The sequence below is a fragment of the Ferrimicrobium sp. genome (assembly GCF_027364955.1).
Classification (GTDB): domain Bacteria; phylum Actinomycetota; class Acidimicrobiia; order Acidimicrobiales; family Acidimicrobiaceae; genus Ferrimicrobium.
Genome location: NZ_DAHXOI010000001.1, coordinates 218,700 through 242,974, shown reverse-complemented (window position 1 = coordinate 242,974; position 24,275 = coordinate 218,700). Strand labels below are relative to the sequence as shown.

Below are 24,275 nucleotides of genomic sequence, written 5' to 3'. Positions count from 1 at the left end.
CACGAGAGGCAGAGCCGCAGCCAACAGAAATGAGGATTCATGACATCCCCACAGGGCCGACCATCCAAGGACAAACGGATACTGGTGGTAGACGACGAGCTGCCAATCACCGAACTTCTCCAAATGGCGCTCAACTTCGAAGGCTACGATGTTGGGGTGGCAGCTTCCGGTCGTGAAGCCCTAGAACTCACCAGGACCTTTCGCCCTGATGTCATCGTGCTCGACGTCATGATGCCAGGACTTGATGGCTTCCAGGTCGTCAAGCGGCTCCGCGAGGAACGCGATGACACGCCTATCCTCTTTTTAACGGCACGTGACTCGGTCGAGGATCGTGTTGAAGGACTCCGCTTAGGGTCAGACGACTATCTCACGAAACCATTTTCGCTCGCCGAATTGACAGCTCGTATTGAGGCGGTGTTGCGACGCAGCGGTGGAGCAACAACCGAATCCACCCGGCAAACATTTCATGATCTTACACTTGATGATGAGACACACGAAGTTTTTAGGGCAGGTAAACTCGTGGAGCTCACCGCCACCGAGTTCAAACTTCTGCGATTCCTCATGCTCAATGCTAATAAGGTCGTCTCAAAGACACAGATTCTCGACCATGTCTGGGAGTATGACTTCGGAGGCGATGCCAATATCGTCGAAACGTACATCAGTTACCTTCGCAAGAAACTGGACCAGTTTGGGCCACCGATCATCAAAACGATCCGCGGAGTCGGCTACAGTCTGCGGGCCCCAGAGATCAAAAACTCCTGAAGCGCGAGACAGGGGCCGTGTCACCGAAGCGATCAACTCTTTCCCTGAGGGCTCGACTGCTGCTCATCGCGCTGACCACCCTGATCGTCGGCACCCTGGCAATCGACTTCACGACGGTCACCGCACTCAGATCATTCCTCGTAGCACGAGTCGACTCTCAGTTGACCAACGATATCCCCCTCGCTGCCCGAGAGCTCTTGCACTCAAGCATCTATGGTGATTCGAGCTTTACCGGTCTTGTCTCCTTGCCACAAGGCAGTTATGGTGAGCTGATCTTCTCAAACGGGACCTCAGTGGTTGGCCAATTCTCAAATTCGGTCTCTGAACCCCCGCCAAACGTCGCTTCAGGCAAGGCAGGAGACCAACGCGTCGACATACCTGTCGGACACCCCATCACGATCGAACTCACTGGAACCGACTACGCCTACCGTGTACTCGCTGCTCGCGATCCGTCACTCGGCGCGACGATGGTCCTCTCAATCCCCCTCACCTCGGTGCAAAGCACGCTCCGCCGGCTTGAGTTAGCCGAACTCTTCGTTTCCCTCGGGGTTGTTCTGGCACTTGGTCTCGCAGGTGCCTTCTCCATTCGCATTGGTCTGAACCCACTTGAGCGGATGCGAACACAGGCTCGTGAGATCACCGCAGGTGACTCCATGGCCCGAGTCGACGATCATGGTCCTCAGGAGATCGCTAGTCTTGCTGGCACGCTCAACACAATGCTAGAACGGCTCCAGGAGGCCTACAACGATTCCCAGAGTTCACAGACCCGCCTGCGTCAATTCATCGCGGACGTCAGTCATGAGCTCCGCACACCGCTCACCAGCATCAAGGGTTACGCTGAACTCTATCTCGACGGCGCTCTCGACCCAACGACCGACACACCGATCGCCATGGAACGCATTCAATCCGAGGCGAGTCGCATGGCAGCGCTCATCGAAGACTTGCTCCTGCTCGCCCGCATGGACGAGAACCGACCGCTCTCGCTAGCCCCTATCGATTTATCAGCGCTCGCGAAGGCCGCGGTCATGGACGCTAAGGCCGTCGAACCCGATCGCAACATCGAGCTGATCACACCAGACGAAGCGTTGGTTCTCGGTGATCAACATCGGCTTACCCAGGTGATCACCAACCTCCTCTCCAATGTGCGCACCCACACTCCTCCAACGGCGACCGTCGTGGTGCGAGTCGAGATGGTTCCAAAGGGCGCCTTGCCGCCCCCAGGTGCCCGTACAGCAAAGGGTATATCAGATCTGTTCGGCAGTATTGACGAAACCATCGCACTCCTCGAGTGGGACGCTATGGTACGGCTCACCGTCTGCGACTCTGGACCCGGGCTCGACGGGCAACAGCTAGAACGCGTCTTCGAACGGTTCTATCGATCGGACGAATCGCGTTCACGCGCGCGTGGTGGAGCTGGACTTGGACTCTCCCTCGTCGCCGCCATCACGCATGCCCATGGAGGTACCGCTTGGGTCGCCAGCCCTGGTCTCGGGCGAGGCAGTTGTTTTGGAGTCGATCTCCCAATGCTCGAGATGGATGCTGCCGATACCATCCCTGACTTAGCAGATCGCCAAGCAACCAACGAACCGACCGCAAGACTCACGCCCCGCTGGAAGATCTCCTCTCGCAGAGAACGGCATTCCAAAGCGGAATGAACCCCGCCCTGCCATCCGAGTGGGGTCAAGCCACGGCACGCCACCACAGAGCAGGGAGGAACCCGGGAGCCGAACCAGGCGGCTTTGCTGAAGAAGCCCGCAACCACAAGGTTGTCTCGCTCCAGCAACGCTAGTAGCATGACCCATGACAGAGTTCTTGAAAGGTGACACCGTGAGCAGCTATTCGAATCGTGGACCAGCCTTGGTAGGCAAGACCGTAGGTGCCGGAGCAGTGGTCGCTGTCCTCGGAACGATGCTAGCAGGACCGATCGGCCTCGTCGTCGGTGCTGCTGCAGGGGGATGGCTTGGCTATAAGTACTCTACGAGAGATCGCACGAGCTAGACGCACGTCCCTATCGCAACAGGTGGAGCGGGTCCATCCTTTCGGGGGCACGCGCATCCTGTTGCGAGACGGACAGAACGCATGGTTCATCATGGCGCTACTGCGGACCTGAGGTTCGGGTAGCGGTGGGCACATCTCAACTCGTTTGATGCGTCGCTTAGCAAGTCCATCAAGTCTTTGTGTGCCGCTGCGGCCCTGCGAGGCCAAAGTTCCCCCTTCAGGAGTACTCCACCCCAGGTGAGCGGTCTGTCTACATGCCCACAGTAGGCAGGATTTTTGGAATAAGTCCAGTTAGAACGCCTTAAGGGAGGACTTCATGGGGTAACTTCTGACTAGGGCTATGGAGACGAGAAGGCTATGGAGACGAGAAAGCCTCGTTGCCTCAAGCAACGCCAGCCCGTCGGTGACCGATCGCCGCGAAAGATTCGCTCCATGCGATCGCATCACCGTACGTTGCGTTAGCTCGACCCTGACCAAGGTCAAGCGACCCCATTAACCGATCGAACCATCCATCTGCAGCTCGATCAGCCTTGACCATTCAACCGCATACTCCATCGGCAGCGTGCGCGTCACCGGCTCGATAAACCCGTTCACGATCAGGCTCATGGCTTGAGCCTCTGATAGGCCTCGGCTCATCAAGTAGAAGAGCTGATCCTCACCCACCTTCGAGACCGTCGCCTCGTGACCAATCCATGCGTTACGCTCTCCGATCTCCATGTACGGCTTCGTCTCGGAGATAGAGTTATCGTCTAGGAGTAGTGCGTCACAACGCACGAAGGATCGTGAGTTCTTCGCGCCCTCTTCCATGTGCACGAGCCCGCGATAGGTCGCAGTCCCTCCATCTTTTGAGATGGACTTGGAGACGATCGTCGAGGTCGTCTCCGGCGCAGCATGGATCATTTTGGCCCCTGCATCTTGGTGCTGTCCCGCTCCGGCATAGGCCACCGAGAGGACCTCTCCAGATGCCTTAGGACCCATCAGGTACACCGAAGGATACTTCATCGTCAAGCGAGAGCCGATGTTGCCATCGATCCATTCCACTCGCGCCTCAGCTTCAGCACGGGCTCTCTTCGTCACCAGGTTATAGACGTTTGATGACCAGTTCTGGATCGTCGTATAGGTGATACGAGCACCCGGCTTTGCAATTAACTCAACCACCGCGGAGTGCAATGAATCCGTCGAATATACCGGTGCCGAACAACCCTCGATGTAGTGAACCTGCGAACCCTCATCGGCAATGATCAATGTCCGCTCAAACTGGCCCATATTCTCTGAGTTGATCCGGAAGTACGCCTGCAGAGGCATGTCAAGCTTCACACCCTTGGGCACGTAGATGAAGGATCCCCCTGACCAGACCGCAGAGTTTAATGCGGCAAATTTGTTGTCATTGGGCGGAATCACCGTTCCGAAATACTGTTTGACGATCTCCGGGTAATCGCGCAAGGCGGTATCCATATCGGTGAAGAGCACACCAAGTCTGGCGAGGTCATCCCGGTTGCGATGATAAACGACCTCAGACTCATACTGTGCGGTCACGCCACCGAGGTATTTACGCTCAGCCTCAGGGATGCCAAGTTTATCCCACGTATTCTTCATGTTTTCGGGAAGCGCATCCCAGTTATCTACCTGGTGGTCGGTGGGCTTCACGTAATAGTAGATATCATCAAAGTCTAAATCAGGCATGTTGACCGCAAACCAGGGAGCCATCGGCCTACGCATGAAGTGGTCAAGGGCCTTCAATCGAAATGCTCGCATCCAATCAGGTTCGCCCTTGATTCTCGACATCTCCTCCACGATTTCTCTGGAGAGTCCCTTCTTCGGCTTAAATACATAATCCTCGACGTCAGACCAACCGAGTTTGTATCGTCCCAGATCAAGTTCTACCGAGGCCATCGTTACTCCTTCACGCATCCGCTAGGCACCATCACCCCCCAACTGAGTCGTACGAGTGATTTGCACTACCTCCATAGTAACAACTCTGCGCATCGCCACGACCGGTCTACACTGAGCATCATGCCATATCTGTCTCAGCAGCTTTTTGCACGCGCCTTACCGACCCCAACCCCTCCGCGGGGGCTCCAACGCACCCTCCAAGGCCGTTCCATCCTACGCGAGGACCCATTTTACGAACTGCGTAACCTCGACAACCCGGTCACGGCCGCCTATCTTGAGCAGGAGCGAGACTTCATGGATCGACTCACCGGAACCTTGCTGACCTCACGAGATGAGCTAGTACGGGAGTTTCGCACCCGTATCCCTGAGCCAGATGAGAGCTATCCGATGCGTCGCGGGGCCTTTGAGTACTTCACAAGAATAGAACCAGATCGCGACTACCCGATTCATCTCCGGCGCAGAGTCGGCGACACCCATATCGAGACGGTGCTCGACGAGAACGTAGTCGCCGAGGGCCATGATTTTCTCGGCATCAGCGGTATCGCCATCGCTGATGACGATCACACGATTGCCTATGGAGTTGACTTCACTGGAGAGGAGCGCTACACCCTGCGTATTGGACAACTGACCGATGGCGTGATCAACGTCCTTGAAGAGATTCCCAGCACATCGTACGGGTTTGTCTTTACCAACGATGCGACCCAGTTGCTCTACACCCGTCCTGACGAAGCGATGCGACCAGACACCGTCCTCCTGCACGCACTTGGCTCTGACTCAGCCAACGATCGACTGCTCATGCATGAAGACGATCAACGTTTCTACCTCGACGTCGGCCGCACCAAGGATAGAGAGTTGTTGGTGATCTCATCAGCAAGTGCAATCACCAGCGAATACTGGCTGTTGCCGACCTCGGGGGATCTTGGTACGCCCACCTGTTTTCGACCACGTGAACAGGGGCTTGAATATCACTTAGACCATATCAATGGGACGTTCTATCTCCTGGCCGCTCATGAGGGCGAGGAGTACCGTCTCTTCTCAGCACAAACCCCACAGACCCCATGGCAACCCTTCTTCGATCTACCGGTTGACGACCGCCTTGAGAGCTTTGAGGCGACCTCACTTGGACTTGTGTTGCAACTGCGCTCGCAGGACCGCACAAAGCTCACCTATGTCGCCTTTGATCGAGCGCCAGCAAGCACTGGTATCGAACTGTCAGGAGACGACGCCGCCATTACATCGATACTGCTCGGCAATGCCGACCCCGCTGCCACCACGATCAGGATCGAAGAGACCTCGCTTGGATTGCCGGCGACCTTGTACGAGATTGATCTCGCTACGCTCGAACGGACCACCCTGTGGCAACAGCGAGTAGTTGGCGACGTCAACCTCGCCAACTATCTGACGTATCGTGGTTACGCACCGAGCGACGATGGAACCCCGATCCCCGTGACGGTGATCCACCGTCGAGACGTCATGCTGCCGGTCCCAACACTGCTGTACAGCTACGGCGCCTATGGAGAACCCATCGATCCGAGTTTTTCAACCATGCGGCTCTCCCTTCTCGATCGCGGATTTGCCTACGCGATCGCCCATGTGCGAGGCGGCGGTGAACTCGGTCGCACGTGGCACGATGAGGGACGCCTCGAGCGCAAAACTCAAGGCTTTCATGACCTACTCGCTGCGAGCGACTGGCTCATCAGTCGTGGAGTCACTGACCAGAACATGCTCTGTCTTCGCGGTGCCAGTGCAGGTGGGCTCATGGTAGGAGCGACACTCAACCTCGATCCGCATCGCTTCCGCGCTGCGGTCCTTGAAGTCCCGTTCGTTGACTGCTTGACGACCATATCAGACCCCAATCTTCCGCTCACCATTACCGAATGGGAGGAGTGGGGCAACCCCACCGAATCGCTGGCAATCGAGGCGCTGATGGCCTCCTATAGCCCGTACGATAATCTGCGAGCCGAACCATATCCGGACCTTCTGGTCACGACAGGCCTCAATGACTCCAGGGTCTCCTATTGGGAGCCGACCAAATACGTCGCCAAACTCCGTCAACTCTCCCCGATGACCAATGTCGCTCTCAAAGTCGAGGAGGAGGCAGGACATATGGGCGCCTCAAAGCGTACGGAGGTCTATGAGAATGAGGCACTGGTACAAGCCTTCCTCATCGCCGCATGCACGAACGTTGAGCTACCGTAAACCGAGCCTAGATCGAACCACAAGCTGGGGTCACGTACCTGCAGGCTCCCCCGGTGCTCTCTCCATCCGCATGGGCGGTGGCTTTCGCAAGCGCGGCGCCCAGCGACCCCAGATCATGGCAGCAATTACGCTGGCGACTGGCCAGAGGTCGCCACTAAGTTGAAAGCGTAGACTCCCGGCGGTGCCGAGAATGAGACCGGGACACCATTGACCTGCATCTGGAATTCATGCGCGTTGCCAACTTTGATCCACAACGACGGGGCCGTCGACGAGATCGTATATGATCCACCCGCTGGGAGCGTCTCGTCCCACAGGAGAGCACCGTTCGCAGAATCTGAGTCCGCCACCCAGCACGGTTGACTTGCGCTCACAACAATCGTCTTAGCGCCTCCAGGTATGTCGTAGGTAGCGTAACCCGCATTTGAACTCACCGGCGTGTAACTCGTCGGCGACGCCGATGAGGAATTCCCTGAAGCTCCATTACCTCCGGTCGTTGATTTCGCTTGTTTGGTCGTCGATGATCCACCAGTACCCGTCTTCTTTTTGGTCGATGATGTGGGCTGAGAGCCGGTGGACGAGGTCTTTGAGGGTGTAGTGGTCTGCGTCTGGTTCGTACTCGAGGGTGGAACAACGGTAGCCGAAGTATTCCTACCAAGCACGAAGAAGCCTACGCCGAGCAGCACCGCAATCGCCCCGGCGCCTACCGCCATCGCCGACAGCGGAACGCCCCTACGTCCACTGGAATAGACACGGTGCTGACCTCGAGCTCCAAACCCCCCTGTCGAGCCCTGCTCATCTGCCGAACCCTTTTCATCCACTGCGTCTTGGCCTAGCGGTGGCTCTACCGTCCCCATGGACTGCGTCAGTAGCGATGGGTCCACCTCTCCTGCGGCAATAAGCTGAGCCGTCACCTCCGATTCCCCGGGGGCTGTACCGATGAGACCTTCATCGCCAAAGACAAGTCCTGAATCGATAGCCTCACGCTCTGCAACAGAGGCAGGTTCTTCACGATCGTCGCGGTCAAGAAAGGTGTCATGGGCAACCGTGGCATCGCTCTCGCTCGAAGCGTGTGTCCGAGAACGACCGGTGTCGTGGTCTTGACCTGTATCGGTAGCAGGGTCCTCCACGACCGGCGGCTCGTCATCACTCGCAAGCGGAGAGGTGATACGAATGAGGTCGGGATCGGTAAGATCATCGAGTTTGGAGAGATCAAGGCGCACTGGACGGAGAGGTTCAACCTTAAAGGTACGAACATCTCGGTCAGCAACTGGAGCGTCAGCTACCTTTGAGATGGTCTCAAGCGTCTGGCGATGACCAGACATGGAACGACGTTCGCGGGTCGCATTCGATAGCCCAATCCGCGCTACAACCGCCAAGCCGATAAATGCAACTACAAAGACGATTATTACTTCCATGGGACACCTCGAAGGTGAGAGACGACGCTTCTTGCTCCAGTATAGACGTCGCAAAAATAGCCGCAGTTATGCGGATTTAGGTACACCTTCAGCAACCGGCCCAACAGGTCGAAGATTGTCCAGTATGACCTATCACCCTCTTTTGGAGCGCTACCTAGACACCCTCCGCGAACAAGGAGGATCGGACCTGCATATCAAGGCCGATGCCCACGCTCGGGTTCGTGTCAGTGGCCGACTCCAAACACTTGCTACCCTGCCCGTTCCGACCGCAAGTGACCTCTCGGCGATGATGGAGACGATCCTGCCCGAGACGGCGGCAGCAAACTTCAAGAAGACCGGTGAGACAGACTTTGCCTACGTCGATACCCACGGCCGTCGCTACCGCGTGAACTGCTTTGTCTTCGGGCGAGCGGTCGGATTTGCCTTTCGCTCCGTCAAGCCAGAGGCTCCTTCCTACACCGACCTCGGTCTCCCCGCCTCAATCGCCAACCTGGCGGCCATCGAACGCGGTCTCATCCTTGTCACAGGACCGACCGGGTCGGGCAAATCATCGACGCTCGCAGCCATCGTGAACGCCATCAACATGACCCAGGCCAAGCATATCATCACCCTCGAGGATCCAATCGAGTTCACCCACCGCGACCAGATGTCCTTTATCAACCAACGCGAGATCGGCTTTGATACTCGCACCTTCGCTTCCGCATTGCGGGCGTCCCTACGCCAGGATCCCGACGTGATCCTGGTAGGAGAGATGCGGGATCTCGAGACCGTTGAGGCTGCCATGCAAGCGGCTGAGACCGGGCATCTTGTGCTGTCGACGCTCCACACGCTCGGTGTTGCCGAGACGATCTCTCGTATCATCGACTTCTTCCCGCCCTATCAACAACAACAGGCTCGGGTCTCTCTTGCAGATATCCTAGCTGGCGTCATCTCGCAACGCCTTGTCGACGCAGCCGCTGGCACTGCACTGGTAGCCGCTTGCGAGATTCTTGTCACCAACGGAAGGGTCAAGCAGGCCATCCTTGAGCCTGACCGCGCGACTGACCTAAAGACCATCGTTACCGAGGGCGCCTTCTACGGGATGATGACCTTCGATCAAGCGCTCGCCCAGTTAGTTACCGAGGGGAAAATCACCGCCGAGACCGCACTCGCCAATGCATCCAATAGTCACGATCTCGGACTCATGCTCAAGGATCTCGGACTCACGGCCAACTGATTCGCATCGACGCAAACGCGACGGCCTCAGCAGATGCGTGCAAAGCCGTTGGCGGCTGATAGCCTAACCGTCAAAGGGACGCAAAGAAACGGCGGTTGCAAATGACGAACCAAGATTCCAACGACGCTATTCAAGACGTCATCATCATCCAACCTGAGGTCCATCGAGATGCCCGTGGCACCTTCCAGGAGACCTATCGTCGCTCATGGTTTCCACTCGGTCGCGAGATGGTACAGAGTTCCCGTTCCGACAAGATAGCTGGATCGCTGGTAGGGTTTCATTACCACCTCCACCAAGCCGACTACTGGTACATCGTCGACGGTGTCGCACAGGTTCTCCTCTACGACCTGCGTGCCTCCTCCACGACCTATGACCGACTAATGAATCTAGAGATGGGAGAGACGAACCCTATCGGGGTCTTCATCCCTCCTGGAGTTGCGCACGGATTCGCGACGCTCACCGATATCACTTTGACGTACCTTGTGGACAGCTACTACAACCCCTCCGACGAACTCGGCATCCGTTGGGACGACCCCCGCTTCCAAGACGCTTGGCGCATCTCAGACCCCGTCGTCTCGACCCGTGATCAGACGAACCCTCGGCTCTCCGAGATCGCCCCCCAGCATCGACCGCAAGGGACACCAAGAACCTAGCGACAGACGCCCTTCCTCGAGGCGTGTGAACGTGCGATCCATCCTTCGGTCTCGCCCTGACCCTACCAGCCGAGTGACCGCAAGTGTATTGAGGGCGCCCTCACCGGGTCTTGCCTCTCCATTTCGTTCCGACGTTCGCACTGGGAGGTACCCCGAGTCAGCCACCAGCGGGTGCACGCTAGATTTCATCCGGTTGCGCGCCATAGGCCATCTTGGGGTGCTGAAAGATGCACTGAATCCAGGTGCGAGTCCTCCGATACACGGGACAATCGGCGCAGTCTCTCTGTTGCTGATCGGCGTCTATAGCTCCCACCGCGCTCCAGACGGCCTCGACAGGGGATACCTGAATGCGCCGTCTCGGGACCGGTCGTGCAACGTACTCCTCTCCTCCGGTGGTCTCACCGCCCTGGCAGCGCCCTCCGCTAACGCTCTACGGGCCAATAATCGAGTACGCACAGGGGATTGCCGGTAGCGCTCGCCTCACCCCAACCTCTGAGGTTGGTGGCTTGGAATGGCTAAGCGGTAGATTGGACTGACGCTGGCGCCCTGGGCCGCCACCCCTGCGGCCAGACAAAGACTACTCGTTGGGCAACTGACGGCACCGATAGTCTGATACGACTGCCCCTGTGGATTCGGTGCGCTTGCGGGCACATGAAAGATCACCTTTGACCAACTCTGGCCCCCATTGACCGTTCCTAGGAGGACAGAGGAGCTAAAGTCAGTAACCTTAGCGATCTTTTGGGGCACCGACTCCGACCCCGCTGCCCAGCACGCAGTTGCCGAAGAGCAGGCGAGCCCATCGATTTGTGGATCAGGCACGTCAGAGGGCAACGACTGTGCGCTCCAGGTCAGGCCACCATTCGCACTTGTGGCAAATGCGCTCACTACGCTAGTCCTAGCGTTCGTGCAGGTCCTTGCACCCTGAAAGCTCCCGCTTTGGATCGCCCAGTCTTCGGCGATCCGTGACTCAGTACGAGAGATCGCTCGTATCGAAGGCGATAAGGGAAACGACGCAAGCGATGGTCCAACGGTGGGTATCCCGACACAGGTATTCGCATCGTGAATAGGAATCTCCCCACCAAGAACACAGTGGGTCGCATCGGAACAGACCAGAGGCGAAGACATCCTTTGGATGCCAAACCCAGCAGGAATACTCCCCGGCGTCCACGTCTTGCCGCCATTGTTCGTCAACGCCGCCACCCCGGTGGGTAGCAGCGAACCCTGTGTTCGGCTCGTCGCTCCAACCACCGTACAGCGGGTCGAGGAGACGCAGGCAAGCGCGACCATCGAATCCCCTTGCAGGATCGGATGATCCACAAATCTCGCTCCTTCACCGGTCATGGTAAGAAACGTAGCCCCAATCGGACCACCATTTAGTCCAGTCGACGCCGCGACCAGTGCGTCACAGGCTCCGCGAGATGGACACGAGAGGACGTCGATCGTCCCCAGCCCACCCGGCAGAGGCGTCAAGGTGAAGGAATGTCCTCCATCTGTGGTCGAGAGTACAATCGGTTGCCCGTGATAGGTTCCACCGGCTGCGCACCAGCCCGCCCCTGAACAGGACAGGGCTGTCGTAGGGGCAAACCCGGCGGGCATGGGAAGAATTGCCCAGTTTGCACCCTGGTCGATCGTAACGTAAAGTGACTCGGAGAGCAGTGGCGCTCCAGCAGAAGCGGACGAGTAGTTACCCGCCATCACATAGCAGCGCCCCTGAGTCGCGCAGGTAAGGTACCCCGGCGGTGGTCCATCCTCGTTCTGTTGCCAGGTCCCACTCATGACCGCATCAACAAGTTGCCAGGTTCCGCCGCGAGGAGAACTCCCCGACGCGAGCACCTGGGCCTGGCGCCAAGCGGTGGTGATGGGATGGGTGAGCGCGCGGACACCACTGAAGGCTCGAATTCCCACCAAGGCACCCACGAGTATGAGAACCGCCACGAGCGCTACTACGCGCCCGTGCGATGATCGCCTGGAGGGAGTAGGGCACTTTGGTCCAGGCTCAGACGATGTCTCGATCTCCTCCCCAACAATTACTCCAAATAGTTCCTCAAAGACGGGATGGGTAACGGCTGCTTCAACGGTCCATTCATCGACCGGATCAAGTTGACTCAAAAACACGTTCATTGTGGCCTCTCTCCCTTAACATCATTGGTGAATAGATCTACTACGGGCGTTGTCGACCCATGCGTACTGACATCGTTTCGATGCTTTTCCTCTACTCCCGCCGTATGGATCGCCAGTTCAAGACGCCGGCGAGCGCGATGGATACGCGCCCTCGCTGCCCCAGGAGAGCATCCCAGGACCGTAGCAATCGCCGACGGTGTAAGTCCTTCCCAGGCCACCAACATCAGTACTTCTCGGTCATCCCGGGGAAGTCTCGCCAAGCACATGAGCGCGACCAGACGGTCTTCGTCGCGAGCGACACTCCACCATTGAGTTTCAGGTATCTGCTGAGCAATCCGCCCCACGAGCTGCGAACGTCGCCTACGACTGCGACCGTCGTTGCGAACGACATTGTGAGCAATGCCGTAGAGCCATAGGAGCGCGGCGTCACCAGCAGGGGCCTGCTCCAACCTTCGCCAAGCCACGGTGAATGTCTCCGCCAAGACATCCGCGGCATCCTCAGTTGAAGGGACCCGTCGCAGTGCATAGGCAAGTATTTTGGCTCGTGTTGAGCGGTACAGCGCGTCAAAACGTTCCTGCCGCTCCTCTGTCATCGATACCCCCTGCGTGGCCATTAGGTTATATCTCTTTTATGTCCAGATAACGTCTCGTGTTACTGCAACCATTGGACAGTTCCGTTGACTCGCCACCTCGGCCGGCACCAAACAGCGAACAACATCGCGCCGATTCCGCATCGTTCTACCGAGCATGACGTAGGGATCGCATGACAAGGTGGTTATGACAAACTCATCCCACGACACCGTTTCCACCGTGGACATTGCCCCCACCCACCACGATGCGCAGGGAACAAAGAGGTGGCACCCGTCGTCTATCGATCCACTGGCCGGCATCATAGGAGACGATTACATTCGCACACCAGGCCAATAGTGCTGATTGATCATCGCAAGAGACAGTATGACGAGTTGTCCAGTATGACAAGTGCTTCGTACGGGAACTTGCTCAGCAGAGCGCCAAACGGCACCTCATCTCGCGAATGACACAAAGGAGCTTCCTTCAAAGGAGCCCCCTTTTACACAACAGCATCTATTCAGAACAGAGGGAGGGCTGCCGTCAAGACTCATCGCGAAGGTCCGGAAGGTAGCGCAATTCGAAGGCACCTCTTCGAAGAGCGACCCTGGCGTCAACCAGGCGCCTGGAATGCCTTGATAATGGGCTACAAACAACGCGTGATGTTCTGAGCTTGTCAAGCCCCAAAGACCCATCGCACTCGAGAGAGAATTTCCTCTCCGTCGCCAAGCCCAGGACAAACCCGCAAGCTAAATGAGCAGACACGCTTCACCAGCATCAGTCCAACTGCGGGGCACCTGCCAACAGCCGTCCTTCACTCCAGCCGTTATCCGAGTGTAACAAACCTGCGATTGCCGGCCACGATCACGTTCGTCAATGTCGGTGCATTGTGAGAGAGGAGAGGCCACATGACAGAGAGGGGGAGGTCTAGGTCAGCGGCTCATCTCCTCTCAGAACAACATCGTCTTGCGCCCTCAGACCTTGAGAAAATAATGGAATATCGCCAAACCGCAGCATGAACGATGCCTCAGGCGAGGCAGGCTAGTCAAACCTGTCCGATGAGATGGTGAACGCGTCAGCGAGGTTCAGCGTAGGGGAATTTTCTCGTCGGCACCGAATCTTTGCGCCAAACCATAACCTTGCGACGGAAGTACACCACCTCGTCGCCATCCTGATTATAACCAAAGGTCTCGACCGTCACGATACCGCGGTCAGGCTTCGATTTTGAGGGTTCGGCCGCGAGTACCCGCGACTCCGCATAGATGGTATCGCCGTGGAAGGTGGGCTTACGATGGATGAGCGACTCGACTTCGAGATTCGCGATGGCAGAACCGGAGATATCCGGAACGCTCATTCCCAAGACGATCGAGTAGACAAGGTTGCCAACTACAACATTCCGCTGGTGCACCGTCGAGTGCTCAGCGAAGTACGCATCCGTGTGCAAGGGATGATGATTCATGGTGATCATACAAAAGAGGTGGTCGTCCGCCTCGGTGATGGTCTTGCCAGGCCAATGACGATAGACATCACCGACGACGAAATCTTCGAACGCTCGACCAAAGGGTCGGTCACTCACGCCCATGGAGGGTTAGTCCTCTGAGATTGGACGCGGGGCCTCGCTTGGTTCCCCGCCTTCAGCGACGTCGCCCTGCGGAAGCGCCATTGTGGAGAAGGTTGCATTCCAGTCCGGTTGAGACTCACCATCGATGGTGAGTATCCAGCGATAGCGACCCCCTGGTGGTAGCGGGAGTGGACCGAGGTTAATCGCAAGATTCACCGGTATATCGCTGCCAAGAGGTACCCCTTGCGGTGTGCCGATTTGAAAATCACCACGCACTTCGACCGGTTGTGGACCCTCCGGCGTCTCCACCGTGATGGCACCGCCATCATTATCCTGTAGAAACAACTCCCAGTGATGTGCCTCAGGAGCCTCGCTCCACCCAACATCGACCTTCATTGCAATCGCCATCGGCGACATACCTGGGCCGGTCACCGACCACCCACCGCCAAGGAGAAAGAGCTTACCTTCACTGACCTGCGCAGAATCGCAGAGTATTAACGTTGCATTCACGACCCATAACGCTAGCGTAGAAATGTGGGAGATCGCCACCTTATACCGACAAAATCCAATTGTGGACAGACAAATACCGACGATGACATCGGTGACCCTTATTCGCAAGCCACCGATTATCTGCTCGATCTCCTCGTGAGCTTGAACCCACACCTGGTCGCTGATGTGGGATGCGGTGACGCGGGTGTCACCTTCGACGTTGCCCAAGTGCTCCCCTACGACACCACCCTCTACGCCATTGACCACGATCCAACCGTTTTCGACCCACCGTTTGGCGAACACACGAGAGCACACTGCACCATCACGACTCTCGTCCAGGAGGTGAACGAGCTCACGTTACCGACCGAAGTTGATGTGCTCTTTTGCCGCTTCCTACTCCTCAACCTCGCAACACCTCTCGCAGCCGTAGAGCGGATGCGACAGTGGGTGCGACCAAGTGGCCACCTCGTCTTGATGGAGCCAATTACGTCAACCGGAAGAGTCGAGGGTCACCCGCTCAGCGTTGGGACCGACGAGATTGCGAACCCAGACATCGGCCTGCGCCTGTGCGAACTGCTCGCGGCGGTGGGTGTCAGCGAGCCCAGCATCGCCGCTTTTACCCCAGTGGGTTTGGGTGGGTCGCTGGCGGGACGCTATCTCGCAGCCATGACCGGCGTTGACCCAGACCCAGCTTCGTTTGTCTCGCTTCCCACGCTCGTGTTGGCGTGTGGCCAGCTTCAATAACGATAATTAACCTGATGCATCGCATCGGCACTCGCTCTTATACGCATCAGTGTACGTGCACGAGCGCAAGCAATGCCACCAGGTTGAAGGTTGCATGAGCGATGATCGACGTGCCGAGTCGCTTCGTCCGCCACATAAGGCCCCCGAACACACAACCGACGGCAAAGAGGCCAGCGAACTGCAACGGTTCGAAGTGTGCGAGGGCAAAGAGCAAGGCGCTACCAAGGATCGCCAATGTCGCCCGAAGCACTGGTCCAAATCGCCCCAACCGGTCACGGAGCACCGCCAAAGTGAGTCCACGAAAGAAAATCTCCTCACACACGGGTGCCCCGATCACCAAAACAAAGGCGATCACGATGAGCCCCTCGCCATGACCAATACCAACGATGGACTGTGCAGGTTTCGATAGGGACCGTGAGAGTGAGGGATTGATCGCCTCGAAAGGGAGGTACAGCAGGGGGACAATCACCAACTGGGAGACGACACCGGCGACTATCCCTACTGGCACGTCAACGAGTGGTCGAAGGTGCCATCCAATCAACGCGAAGAAGGGTTCACGCCAGTAGGTATGCGCGGCAAAAGCTGCGCCACCCACAAAGAAGACCCACAACCCAATTTCGTCCATAAGCAACAAGAATGGGGTTAGGCGAGAGAGGGTTGCCGGCCCTGAGAAGTGGGAGACCGAGATCCCGACAGAGAGAAAAATCGTGCTCGACACCAACGCCAAGCCGAGGACGACCGGAGGAAACCAGAGTGGAGCCGGTCGGCCCTTTGTCACCTCCACGCATCGCTCCTTCCTCACGCATTCCACCGAAGTTGCCGCGCCATCAACGCTCGGGCATCTCAACCTGAGGAACAGCCACCGATATGCACTACGAGACTTGGCGCACTAGGTTTCTCAATTGGTGCCAAACCGCCTAGCATAGTAGCAATGAGCCGCACTCCTCAAAATATGCGACCCGGTAACAGCGGTCAACAACAAGGCAACGATCGCCGTGCGCGAATAACCTTTGGGCTCCTGATCGGGCTCGTGGTCGTCGTTCTTCTCGTGTCTCTCTTCAATCATGGACCGACCGCCAAGACACTGACCTACAGTCAGTTTCTCTCGAATGTGAGTTCCCATCACATCAAAACTGCCCTGATTGACAACTCGTCTGGGCAAATTACGGGTACCTTGACAAACGGCAAGAGTTACAGCCTCTATGGGCCACTCCCCGCCTTCCAGAGCGAGATCACGGCGCTGAAGAAGGCTGGCGTCAGCTACAACTTCCAGACAACAACTCCCAGCATTCTTGGCACCATCATTGAGTATGCGATTCTGATCGGCGGCTTCGCCCTCGTGTGGATATTCATCAGCCGCCGGACCCAGGGTTCGATGTCGGGGATTATGTCGATTGGACGGTCAAAGGCGCGCGTCTACTCTCCTGAACGCCCGCGCACGACCTTTGATGACATCGCTGGCTATCAAGGAGTGAAGGGAGAGGTGAAGGAGATCGTCGAGTTTCTCAGCGACCCCACCCGTTTCACCAACCTCGGCGCACGTATCCCCAAGGGCATCCTTCTCGTTGGGCCTCCTGGCACCGGCAAGACACTGCTCGCAAGGGCCGTGGCCGGTGAGGCTGGTGTGCCGTTTATGTCCGTCAGTGGCTCAGATTTTATGGAGATGTTCGTCGGTGTCGGGGCTAGCCGCGTTCGCGACCTCTTCCAAACCGCCCGCAAGCAAGCGCCCTCTATTATCTTCATCGATGAGATTGACTCCATCGGTCGTAAGCGCGGTACCGGCCTCGGAGGAGGGCACGACGAGCGTGAGCAGACCTTGAACCAGATGCTCTCCGAGATGGACGGCTTCGACCCAGCGGAGGGGATCGTCGTGATGGCGGCAACCAACCGTCCTGATATTCTTGATCCTGCACTTTTGCGCCCTGGTCGTTTCGACCGGCAGGTAGTGGTACCACTCCCCGACCTCGACGAGCGGACAGCAATTCTTGAGGTACATACCCGATCCAAAAAGCTCGCCGACGATGTCGACCTGACCGTCGTCGCGCGCGGCACGCCAGGCATGAGCGGTGCTGATCTTGCCAATCTCGTCAATGAGGCGGCATTGAGTGCGGTCCGTCGCAGTTCTTCCGAAATCGACATGGAAGACTTCGAGTATTCTCGTGATCGCGTCCTCATGGGACAGCGTCGAGAGTCGACCATCCTCTCAGACGAAGAGAAAGAGCGTGTCGCCTTTCACGAAGGTGGACATGCCGTGCTCGCCTACGTACTCCAGTACTCGGATCCTGTACACAAAGTGACGATCCTACCAACCGGCATGGCACTGGGTGTAACTCAACAGCTACCGCTTGAGGAGCGCCATCTGTACCCGAAAGAGTACATTGAGGACTCGCTGGTTGTTCGTATGGGTGGACGTGTTGCAGAACTCCTGGTGTATGGGGACCTCTCCACGGGTGCGAGCAACGATCTTCAAGGAAATACCGAGCTCGCACGAAGGATGGTGCGCGAATGGGGCATGAGCGAACGGATCGGCCCGATGGCTTGGGGCTCGCAAAACGTCGTCTTCCTAGGTGAAGACCTGCTGCACTCATCGGACTACTCCGATAGAACCGCCAGGCTGGTGGATGAGGAGGTGGAGCGCATCCTCCGCGAGCAAGAGGAGCGAGCTTCGAAGATACTCAAGACCCATCTCCCGGGCCTCGTCAACGTCGCAAATGCACTCCTTGAACGCGAAACGATCTCCGGTGCCGATGTCGCTGAATTGGTTGATAAAGCCTTTGGCAAGCCTGTGCACCCTGAGGGCAAAAAGAACGCCTCGATCGCCAAACTTGAGGACTTTCGCCCAACGGCTGGACTTGCAATCGCTGAAAACACTAACCACTCCACCGCCACTCCCAACGACTAAAGGAGAGCCCCTAGGTGGCCAAACAACTCATTCTCGTTGCCGATAGTCTCGGCGTGACTGAAGCGACGACCTCAGCCGGGTTCCTCGCAATGAAGAGTGGTTTTGCTACCAGCGGACGGCTCAACGTCGTCGGCGCTTGGGCTCGCGAAGTGGTCAAGCGTTACCGAGGCGAGGATCTTGGCGTAGAGCTCGTGCTCACATCGCCTCACCCAATCCTTGGCTATCGTCCGCTCACCTATGCACCAACACTGATGGGAGGCGATGGAACGTTCCCTACGACCGTCGAAGACCTGCTTGAACATGCCGACGCAGTAGAGGTTTACCATGAGCTGCGCGCCCAACTTGAGCGCGCGATTCTCTGGGGCATCAGCGTCTCGCACCTGGCGGTCCTTGAGGACTCCATCTGGCCCAGAGCCGATCTTGCTGATGTCCTCTTCGGTCTGGCTGAAGAGTTCTGCATTCCCCTTCGTCTGACCTCGATGAGCGACGAAAATCATCTCGGCTACGATGCCTATACATTGGCTCGTCAGCGCGGGATTAGGACCATCGACAAGATCCTGGTGATCCCCCGAGACGAGATCACCTCGATCGCACGACTTCTGAACTTCTTGGAGGATGAACTTGGCGCCCAGACCGCAGGCGTCACGGAAGTATCGGTGACCTTTGGTGCGGATACCCCTGAGCTCCAAACCTACGGGACGAGGACGACCCTTCTTATTGACGCAGAAGAGCTACCGCAAGCGACCACCAGGCTCACCCGACTCCTCGCCAAGTTCGCTATCACCCAAGACGGGTATCGCGAGACAGAACCGCATCGACACCCAGATCTACACCACACCACCTGAGCCAGCCTGACGACAGGGGTGGGAGTTCGCATCACAATCCGACCCTGGAACACAAACCTCCACTAGTTGCGTTCGACACACCAACAACCCAATCGGGTCAAGGTGACCGACCGCCGTCACTGGGTCGGCACCGTCACAGTACTCCATCGATGACGATACCGACGCCCTCGCAGCTCATCGACGACATTGCGACTCAGGCAACCTTGACCTTATGACTCCGCCCGGAGTGCTGATCGCCGAAGTCCTAACAAGTGCTGAGTAAGGACCTCTTCCCGACTAACGACCAGGCCAGCCCCTTCCGGTTGCGCCTGATACAGGCAGCCGTCCCCCATGCGTGCCGAAGCGCCCCAGACGGTCGCGGCATGAGCTCCTGGGACGTGATCCCAAGGTAGAACCCGTTCGTAGATGAGAAAGTCAAAGGTACCGCTCACCAGCTCGAGATAGTCGCTCCCTGCGCAACCAGAACCCTCGACGATATCAAAGTCGTCACTCAGCACACCCAGAAACTGTTCGGCAACAGTTCTGGGTAGGAATCGCGAGGAGACCATTCCCCGACTTCGTGCTCGTCGCTCTGTGGACTGAATCGGTTGGTCGATAACCATCACCCTCGACGAATCAGCGATAAGCGCCGGGCCATTATGCAGCCGAATGCAGCTCAGGCATGGTGACCCATCCAGTACAAGCCCTACCATGGTAGCGACTGGTCCAACACCAGCCACATAGTTCGCGGTACCATCGATTGGGTCGATCACCCATACCGGCCCACAACCGATCCAGCTGGGCCACTCCCCATCGTGCGCTGCCCACTCCTCCCCAAGGACTCGACTCCCAGGGATGAGAGGCGCAAGCCGCATCTTCATCATGGACTCGATCGCAACATCCCGCTCAGTCACCCACTCGCCAGGGGATTTTTCCCACGGTGACGAGTCGATCCCGTTGGTCGCTTCAATCGTCGCATCGACGAGTGCAAGAACCAGTCGAGGATCGAGCAACTAGGATCCCAGGCGGTCGAAATCTGTACGGCGAGCAAGCTCGCGCTCGAGTTCCTGATACTCCTTCGAACCGGTGATCGGGAGTAATGTCATCAGCAGATCGAGATCACCGTCAACTCGTAACTTGCCCTCCATAAATGCGCTCGTTGCATCTGTCAAACCCGTCTGCATGCTACGCGCATCATCGAGTGCGACGGAGAGTTCGACATCAGGAGCCCCGTGTTCACCGAGTCCAGCAGCGGCAAGTTGACCATCTCGAATCGTCCAGTAGTAGGCGTACTCGGTGCCGTGGGTATCGGTCAGAAAGTACTGAAGCGTCGCCGATACCCCCGCCTGATACGGCATCACCGCACCGAGCTCGAGAGTATCCGCAATCCATCCCTCTGAGAGCCATGCAGCCATCTCAGTCCCCCTCTAATCCAGCGAAGAGGTCATGCTCGATATAGCCTTCGGGCGCGCCGACAAGGTGATACTCCTCGTAGGGATAGACCTCAGCGAGTTCCTCAGGGGAGAGCGCAAACCAGAATGGCGAATTCGGATCCACCTGGGTCTCGTGGGCCAGCAAGGCCCGAGGACCCACCCCAATGGTCTCCCGTACGTCGATACGAGTGGTGACGAGATCATCATCACCCGCACGTTCTCCCATACGGAAAGGAAGCTCGATCCCCTTCGCAGCGATAGCCTTGCCTAGCGCCTCGAAACGAGCACGCACCCAAAGTGACCAATACCACTTTGCGACCCGGTGTGCCGGGCCAAGTTCAGGGGCGAAGTCTGGATCACCCGCCCAATCGCGGGCGACCTTTGCTACCTCGTAGACACGCAGGTGATCGGGATGCGGATACCCATCCTGTCGTTCTCCATAACTGATCATCACCTGAGGCCGCTCTCGTCGGAGGACTGCGACTAGAGGTCGCACCGCCGTCTCCAGCGAGACCGCGCCAAAGCAGTTCACATGGCCATTAGCCTCACTGCCAGGCATGCCTGAGTCACGAAAACCAAGCAGCTCGACCTGCTCATAGCCGATGATCTCAGCAGAACGTGCCAGCTCCTTCATCCTCAGCTCCGGCAACTCGCCTGGGTCCCGCTCCTTGAAGGCTGGATTCAGGTACTCGCCCTCCTCGCCGCCCGTGGCGGTGACCAGCACCGCACGAACACCCAGCTGGGCGTACTTCGCGATCGTAGCAGCACCCTTGGATGCTTCATCATCGGGGTGGGCATGAACGCTCACAATCGTCCGCGGGTCTCTCGACACATCTCCTCCATCGATCTCACATGTTGTGCTCTCAATAGGCTAACTGCCAAAGGCAAGCTACAGGACCGATGCGTTCGCCCTACTCGCTCAACGGTCGATGCTTAACAGCTCAAGCTGCGCCGCAAAGTGCTCCTTGGCTGCCACTCGCCGGGTGGCGATGAGTTCAGTGGGTTCTTCGACAGGCTCGTAATCACGCAGTATCTGGCGAGCAACCGTCATGCGGTGCACCTCATCGGGACCATCATAGATGCGGGCTGCCCGTGCAGCACGGTACATCTGTTCCAGCGGAAGGTCGGAGGAGAACCCGAGACCACCGTGGACTTGGATCGCCCGATCGATCACGTTGTAGAGCACCTGGGCCCCAAAGTACTTGATCATCGAGATCTCCTTGCGAGCTGCCTTCTGTCCCTTCAGGTCGATCAACCACGCCGCCTGCAGGGTCATTAAACGAGCAGCCGACATCTCAGCAGCTGAATCGGCGATCCAGTTTTGCACCGTCTGCTTGGCAGCGAGTGGCTCGCCAAAAACCTCCCTGGAGACAGCTCGCTCACACATCATCGCAAAGGCCCGGCGTGACTGCCCAAGCCATCGCATGCAGTGGTGGATCCGACCAGGACCGAGCCGACTCTGAGCGAGGGAAAATCCCATCCCTTCATGTCCAATGAGATGATCAAGGGGTACGCGAACATCCTCGTAGATGATCTCCGCGTGATTGCCGTAAGAGCCTGGGCGTACGACAGGGTCTTCCATGGTGGGGATATCTCGCACCACACGCACCCCAGGCGTCCCCTTCGGGACAAGTAGCATCGACATACCCTGGCGAGCAGGCACATCAGGAATCGTCCGGACCATCACAATGAGAAAATCTGCCACCGATCCATTGGTGGTGTACCATTTATGCCCGTTGATGACCCACTCATCACCATCCCTTAACGCCGTCGCGCTAATGCGCGTCGGATCAGCACCTGCATCGGGCTCAGTCATCGAAAACCCGCTCGCGAGTTCACCGCGTAACAGGGGTTCAAGATAGCGTTCGCGCTGGAACTCGGCACCATTTGCCTCGATACCAAGAGCAAGAAGTTCAGCATTTCCCGAGTCGGGAGCGTTGTTGCCAAAGACGAGTGGGGCAATTGGTGACATCCCCAAAATCTCATTCATCAGTCCTAGCTTGACCTGACCAAAACCTTGACCACCAAGACCTGGAGGCAGATGGGCAGCGAAAAGTCCACGCTCCTTCACCTCCTCCTGCAAAGGCTTGATGATCTGCTTCAGCCCTGGAGTAGCAAGATCGAGCGTTTCAAGCGGAAAAATCTCCTCCCGGACCAACTCCTCGATCCATACCAGTTGCGCTGCAAATGCGGGGTCAGTAGCAAAGTCCCACGCCATCATCGCCTCCTTCTCTCGCGCATGCACCGACTCTAGCACCACCCAGGCGACTCAAAGGGTCAGGCAAACCGCCGGCCTAGACCCTCGGAGGTGATGCCAGGCTGGGCGGCGTCAGCGTTACTCGGGTGCCATCAACGTATACGGGGTGTGCGGTCCCCGTCAGTACACCCCCTTGAAATCCCGAAGTCGCACTCCACGGACCCAAAGCTGGTATGGCCGGACTGAAGCGGTGCTGAGCCAAGCTCGTCAATATCGCGCGACGACTCGGATTGAGCCCCACTGAACGGAGGAGTTCTACCGACATCGTAGCGCTGTAGATGCCGTTAAGGGTCGCAGAGTTCAGGGGGACTTTTGGACCGAGGAGGTGATCAACCTTGGACAGATACCCACTCCATGCCTGATCAAGGGCTTCTTGAGGCACCCAAGTTCCAAGGCGCAGGAGATCGCCATGAAACGTTGGTGCTCCGGCATGCAACCGTTGACGCGATGTGGAGTCCTCGACGGCGATCACCGTCGGCGCCTCATTCAAGCTACTGAGCTCTGCAAGCAGTTTGATCGTCACCGACGCTGGAGCGAAGCTCAACACGAGGTCCGGGACCGTTGTGGTGAGCTGGGTCAACCCTTGCAGTTGTCCACTGGTGGTATACGTGAGCTGTTCCGGTGTCGTCTTGACGCCAAGATCACGAGCGATCGTTGGAATACCAGTTGGTGAGAGGACAGCGATGGTGCCATTGGCTAAATCGAGATAGTTCAGAAGCGTCCCAAGATTGGAGGCTGAGGTAGTGACCGGAGGAACGGCATTGACCGTATTCGCCCCCGTCGCCTGTCCAATCGGATAGAGCTGAAGGATGCCCGAATTCGAGGCCTGGGCCGAGATAGGATTCAGCACCGAGGACGGGCTATCGCCTATCAGGGCAAAAGCACCAACCGTCATGCTCAAATACCGTGTCTCGTCAGCCGCAATCGCGGTCTGTCCCGCGTCATCTTTCACAACAACGCTCAGCTGACGACCATAGATACCGTGGTGTTCGTCAAATAGTCGAAGGACCGCACGGATGCCAGCCACCTCATCAGCGGCGTACTGACGAGAAACCCCATCGGTGTCGACCTCGCTCGCAAACAGCACGCTCGAAGCGGTAATCCCTGGGGCCGAGGCAAGCGGCGTCGTCAGGCTCGTCGTCCGACTTCCACAACTCGCCAGCACGAGACCACCCAAGGCGACCACTAATGACATACTGATCGTCTGGTATCGCATCGGCCACTACCCTAGCACGTCTTCA

The 24,275-nt window shown here is 57.6% G+C and carries 21 protein-coding genes; 9 read left to right on the top strand and 12 right to left on the bottom strand.

All coding sequences use genetic code 11. The features are described 5' to 3' along the window. Positions 1-39: 39 nt before the first annotated feature. The 3 genes from M7Q83_RS01070 (at position 40) to M7Q83_RS01060 (ending at position 2,760) form a co-directional block, all read left to right on the top strand. Positions 40-762 (top strand): response regulator transcription factor, encoded by a 723-nt coding sequence (locus M7Q83_RS01070; protein ID WP_298334470.1) that lies wholly within the window; start codon positions 40-42, stop codon positions 760-762. Positions 763-779: 17 nt separating this feature from the next. Then, positions 780-2,417 (top strand): HAMP domain-containing sensor histidine kinase, encoded by a 1,638-nt coding sequence (locus tag M7Q83_RS01065; protein ID WP_298334468.1) that lies wholly within the window; start codon positions 780-782, stop codon positions 2,415-2,417. Positions 2,418-2,562: 145 nt separating this feature from the next. After that, positions 2,563-2,760: a hypothetical protein gene (locus M7Q83_RS01060; protein ID WP_298334466.1), complete on the top strand. Its 198-nt coding sequence runs from the start codon at positions 2,563-2,565 to the stop codon at positions 2,758-2,760. Positions 2,761-3,252: 492 nt separating this feature from the next. On the opposite strand, the gene sufB is transcribed toward M7Q83_RS01060, so the two are convergent. Continuing rightward, complete coding sequence (sufB, locus tag M7Q83_RS01055) at positions 3,253-4,653, bottom strand: Fe-S cluster assembly protein SufB (protein ID WP_298334465.1); 1,401 nt, start codon at positions 4,651-4,653, stop codon at positions 3,253-3,255. A gap of 120 nt (positions 4,654-4,773) precedes the next feature. Here sufB and M7Q83_RS01050 point away from each other — a divergent pair, with 120 nt between their 5' ends. Further along, complete coding sequence (locus M7Q83_RS01050) at positions 4,774-6,852, top strand: prolyl oligopeptidase family serine peptidase (protein ID WP_298334464.1); 2,079 nt, start codon at positions 4,774-4,776, stop codon at positions 6,850-6,852. 125 nt (positions 6,853-6,977) lie between these two features. Here the strand turns inward: M7Q83_RS01050 and M7Q83_RS01045 are convergent, their stop codons facing one another. Continuing rightward, the gene (locus tag M7Q83_RS01045; RefSeq protein ID WP_298334463.1) at positions 6,978-8,267 is read right to left on the bottom strand and encodes a DUF4115 domain-containing protein; all 1,290 of its coding nucleotides are present in this window, start codon (positions 8,265-8,267) and stop codon (positions 6,978-6,980) included. Positions 8,268-8,391: 124 nt separating this feature from the next. Between M7Q83_RS01045 and M7Q83_RS01040 the strand changes: the two genes are divergently transcribed. Together M7Q83_RS01040 and M7Q83_RS01035 are read left to right on the top strand one after the other, a co-directional pair. Beyond that, on the top strand, positions 8,392-9,483 hold the full coding sequence (locus tag M7Q83_RS01040) for a PilT/PilU family type 4a pilus ATPase (protein ID WP_298334462.1): 1,092 nt from the start codon (positions 8,392-8,394) through the stop codon (positions 9,481-9,483). Positions 9,484-9,584: 101 nt separating this feature from the next. Beyond that, complete coding sequence (locus tag M7Q83_RS01035) at positions 9,585-10,136, top strand: dTDP-4-dehydrorhamnose 3,5-epimerase family protein (protein WP_298334461.1); 552 nt, start codon at positions 9,585-9,587, stop codon at positions 10,134-10,136. A gap of 480 nt (positions 10,137-10,616) precedes the next feature. On the opposite strand, the gene M7Q83_RS01030 is transcribed toward M7Q83_RS01035, so the two are convergent. The 4 genes from M7Q83_RS01030 to M7Q83_RS01015 form a co-directional block, all read right to left on the bottom strand. Further along, positions 10,617-12,257 (bottom strand): hypothetical protein, encoded by a 1,641-nt coding sequence (locus M7Q83_RS01030; RefSeq protein WP_298334460.1) that lies wholly within the window; start codon positions 12,255-12,257, stop codon positions 10,617-10,619. Further along, complete coding sequence (locus M7Q83_RS01025; RefSeq protein ID WP_298334459.1) at positions 12,254-12,850, bottom strand: RNA polymerase sigma factor; 597 nt, start codon at positions 12,848-12,850, stop codon at positions 12,254-12,256. The genes M7Q83_RS01030 and M7Q83_RS01025 overlap by 4 nt, the downstream gene beginning before the upstream one ends. A gap of 1,049 nt (positions 12,851-13,899) precedes the next feature. Next, positions 13,900-14,406, bottom strand: a complete 507-nt coding sequence (locus M7Q83_RS01020) for a MaoC family dehydratase (RefSeq protein WP_298334458.1) — start codon at positions 14,404-14,406, stop codon at positions 13,900-13,902. Between the two features lie 6 nt (positions 14,407-14,412). Continuing rightward, the gene (locus M7Q83_RS01015) at positions 14,413-14,895 is read right to left on the bottom strand and encodes a hypothetical protein (RefSeq protein ID WP_298334457.1); all 483 of its coding nucleotides are present in this window, start codon (positions 14,893-14,895) and stop codon (positions 14,413-14,415) included. Between the two features lie 24 nt (positions 14,896-14,919). Here M7Q83_RS01015 and M7Q83_RS01010 point away from each other — a divergent pair, with 24 nt between their 5' ends. After that, on the top strand, positions 14,920-15,618 hold the full coding sequence (locus tag M7Q83_RS01010; RefSeq protein WP_298334456.1) for a class I SAM-dependent methyltransferase: 699 nt from the start codon (positions 14,920-14,922) through the stop codon (positions 15,616-15,618). A gap of 46 nt (positions 15,619-15,664) precedes the next feature. Here M7Q83_RS01010 and M7Q83_RS01005 read toward each other — a convergent pair whose 3' ends face one another. Further along, on the bottom strand, positions 15,665-16,402 hold the full coding sequence (locus tag M7Q83_RS01005) for a type II CAAX endopeptidase family protein (RefSeq protein ID WP_298334455.1): 738 nt from the start codon (positions 16,400-16,402) through the stop codon (positions 15,665-15,667). A gap of 147 nt (positions 16,403-16,549) precedes the next feature. Between M7Q83_RS01005 and ftsH the strand changes: the two genes are divergently transcribed. Both ftsH and M7Q83_RS00995 read left to right on the top strand, forming a co-directional pair. Then, positions 16,550-18,520, top strand: a complete 1,971-nt coding sequence (ftsH, locus tag M7Q83_RS01000; protein ID WP_298334454.1) for an ATP-dependent zinc metalloprotease FtsH — start codon at positions 16,550-16,552, stop codon at positions 18,518-18,520. Between the two features lie 14 nt (positions 18,521-18,534). Further along, positions 18,535-19,365, top strand: a complete 831-nt coding sequence (locus M7Q83_RS00995; protein WP_298334453.1) for a ChbG/HpnK family deacetylase — start codon at positions 18,535-18,537, stop codon at positions 19,363-19,365. A gap of 209 nt (positions 19,366-19,574) precedes the next feature. Here the strand turns inward: M7Q83_RS00995 and M7Q83_RS00990 are convergent, their stop codons facing one another. The 5 genes from M7Q83_RS00990 to M7Q83_RS00970 all read right to left on the bottom strand — a co-directional run bounded on the left by M7Q83_RS00990 (position 19,575) and on the right by M7Q83_RS00970 (position 24,250). After that, the gene (locus M7Q83_RS00990) at positions 19,575-20,357 is read right to left on the bottom strand and encodes an inositol monophosphatase family protein (RefSeq protein WP_298334451.1); all 783 of its coding nucleotides are present in this window, start codon (positions 20,355-20,357) and stop codon (positions 19,575-19,577) included. After that, entirely contained in the window at positions 20,358-20,759 is a 402-nt protein-coding gene (locus tag M7Q83_RS00985) for an SCP2 sterol-binding domain-containing protein (protein WP_298334449.1), read from the bottom strand. Between the two features lies 1 nt (position 20,760). Beyond that, the gene (locus M7Q83_RS00980; protein WP_298334447.1) at positions 20,761-21,609 is read right to left on the bottom strand and encodes a PIG-L family deacetylase; all 849 of its coding nucleotides are present in this window, start codon (positions 21,607-21,609) and stop codon (positions 20,761-20,763) included. Between the two features lie 87 nt (positions 21,610-21,696). Next, a complete protein-coding gene (locus M7Q83_RS00975; protein ID WP_298334445.1) occupies positions 21,697-22,995 on the bottom strand; it encodes an acyl-CoA dehydrogenase family protein in 1,299 nt (432 codons plus the stop codon). Positions 22,996-23,071: 76 nt separating this feature from the next. After that, a complete protein-coding gene (locus M7Q83_RS00970) occupies positions 23,072-24,250 on the bottom strand; it encodes an ABC transporter substrate-binding protein (RefSeq protein ID WP_298334443.1) in 1,179 nt (392 codons plus the stop codon). Positions 24,251-24,275: the final 25 nt, after the last annotated feature.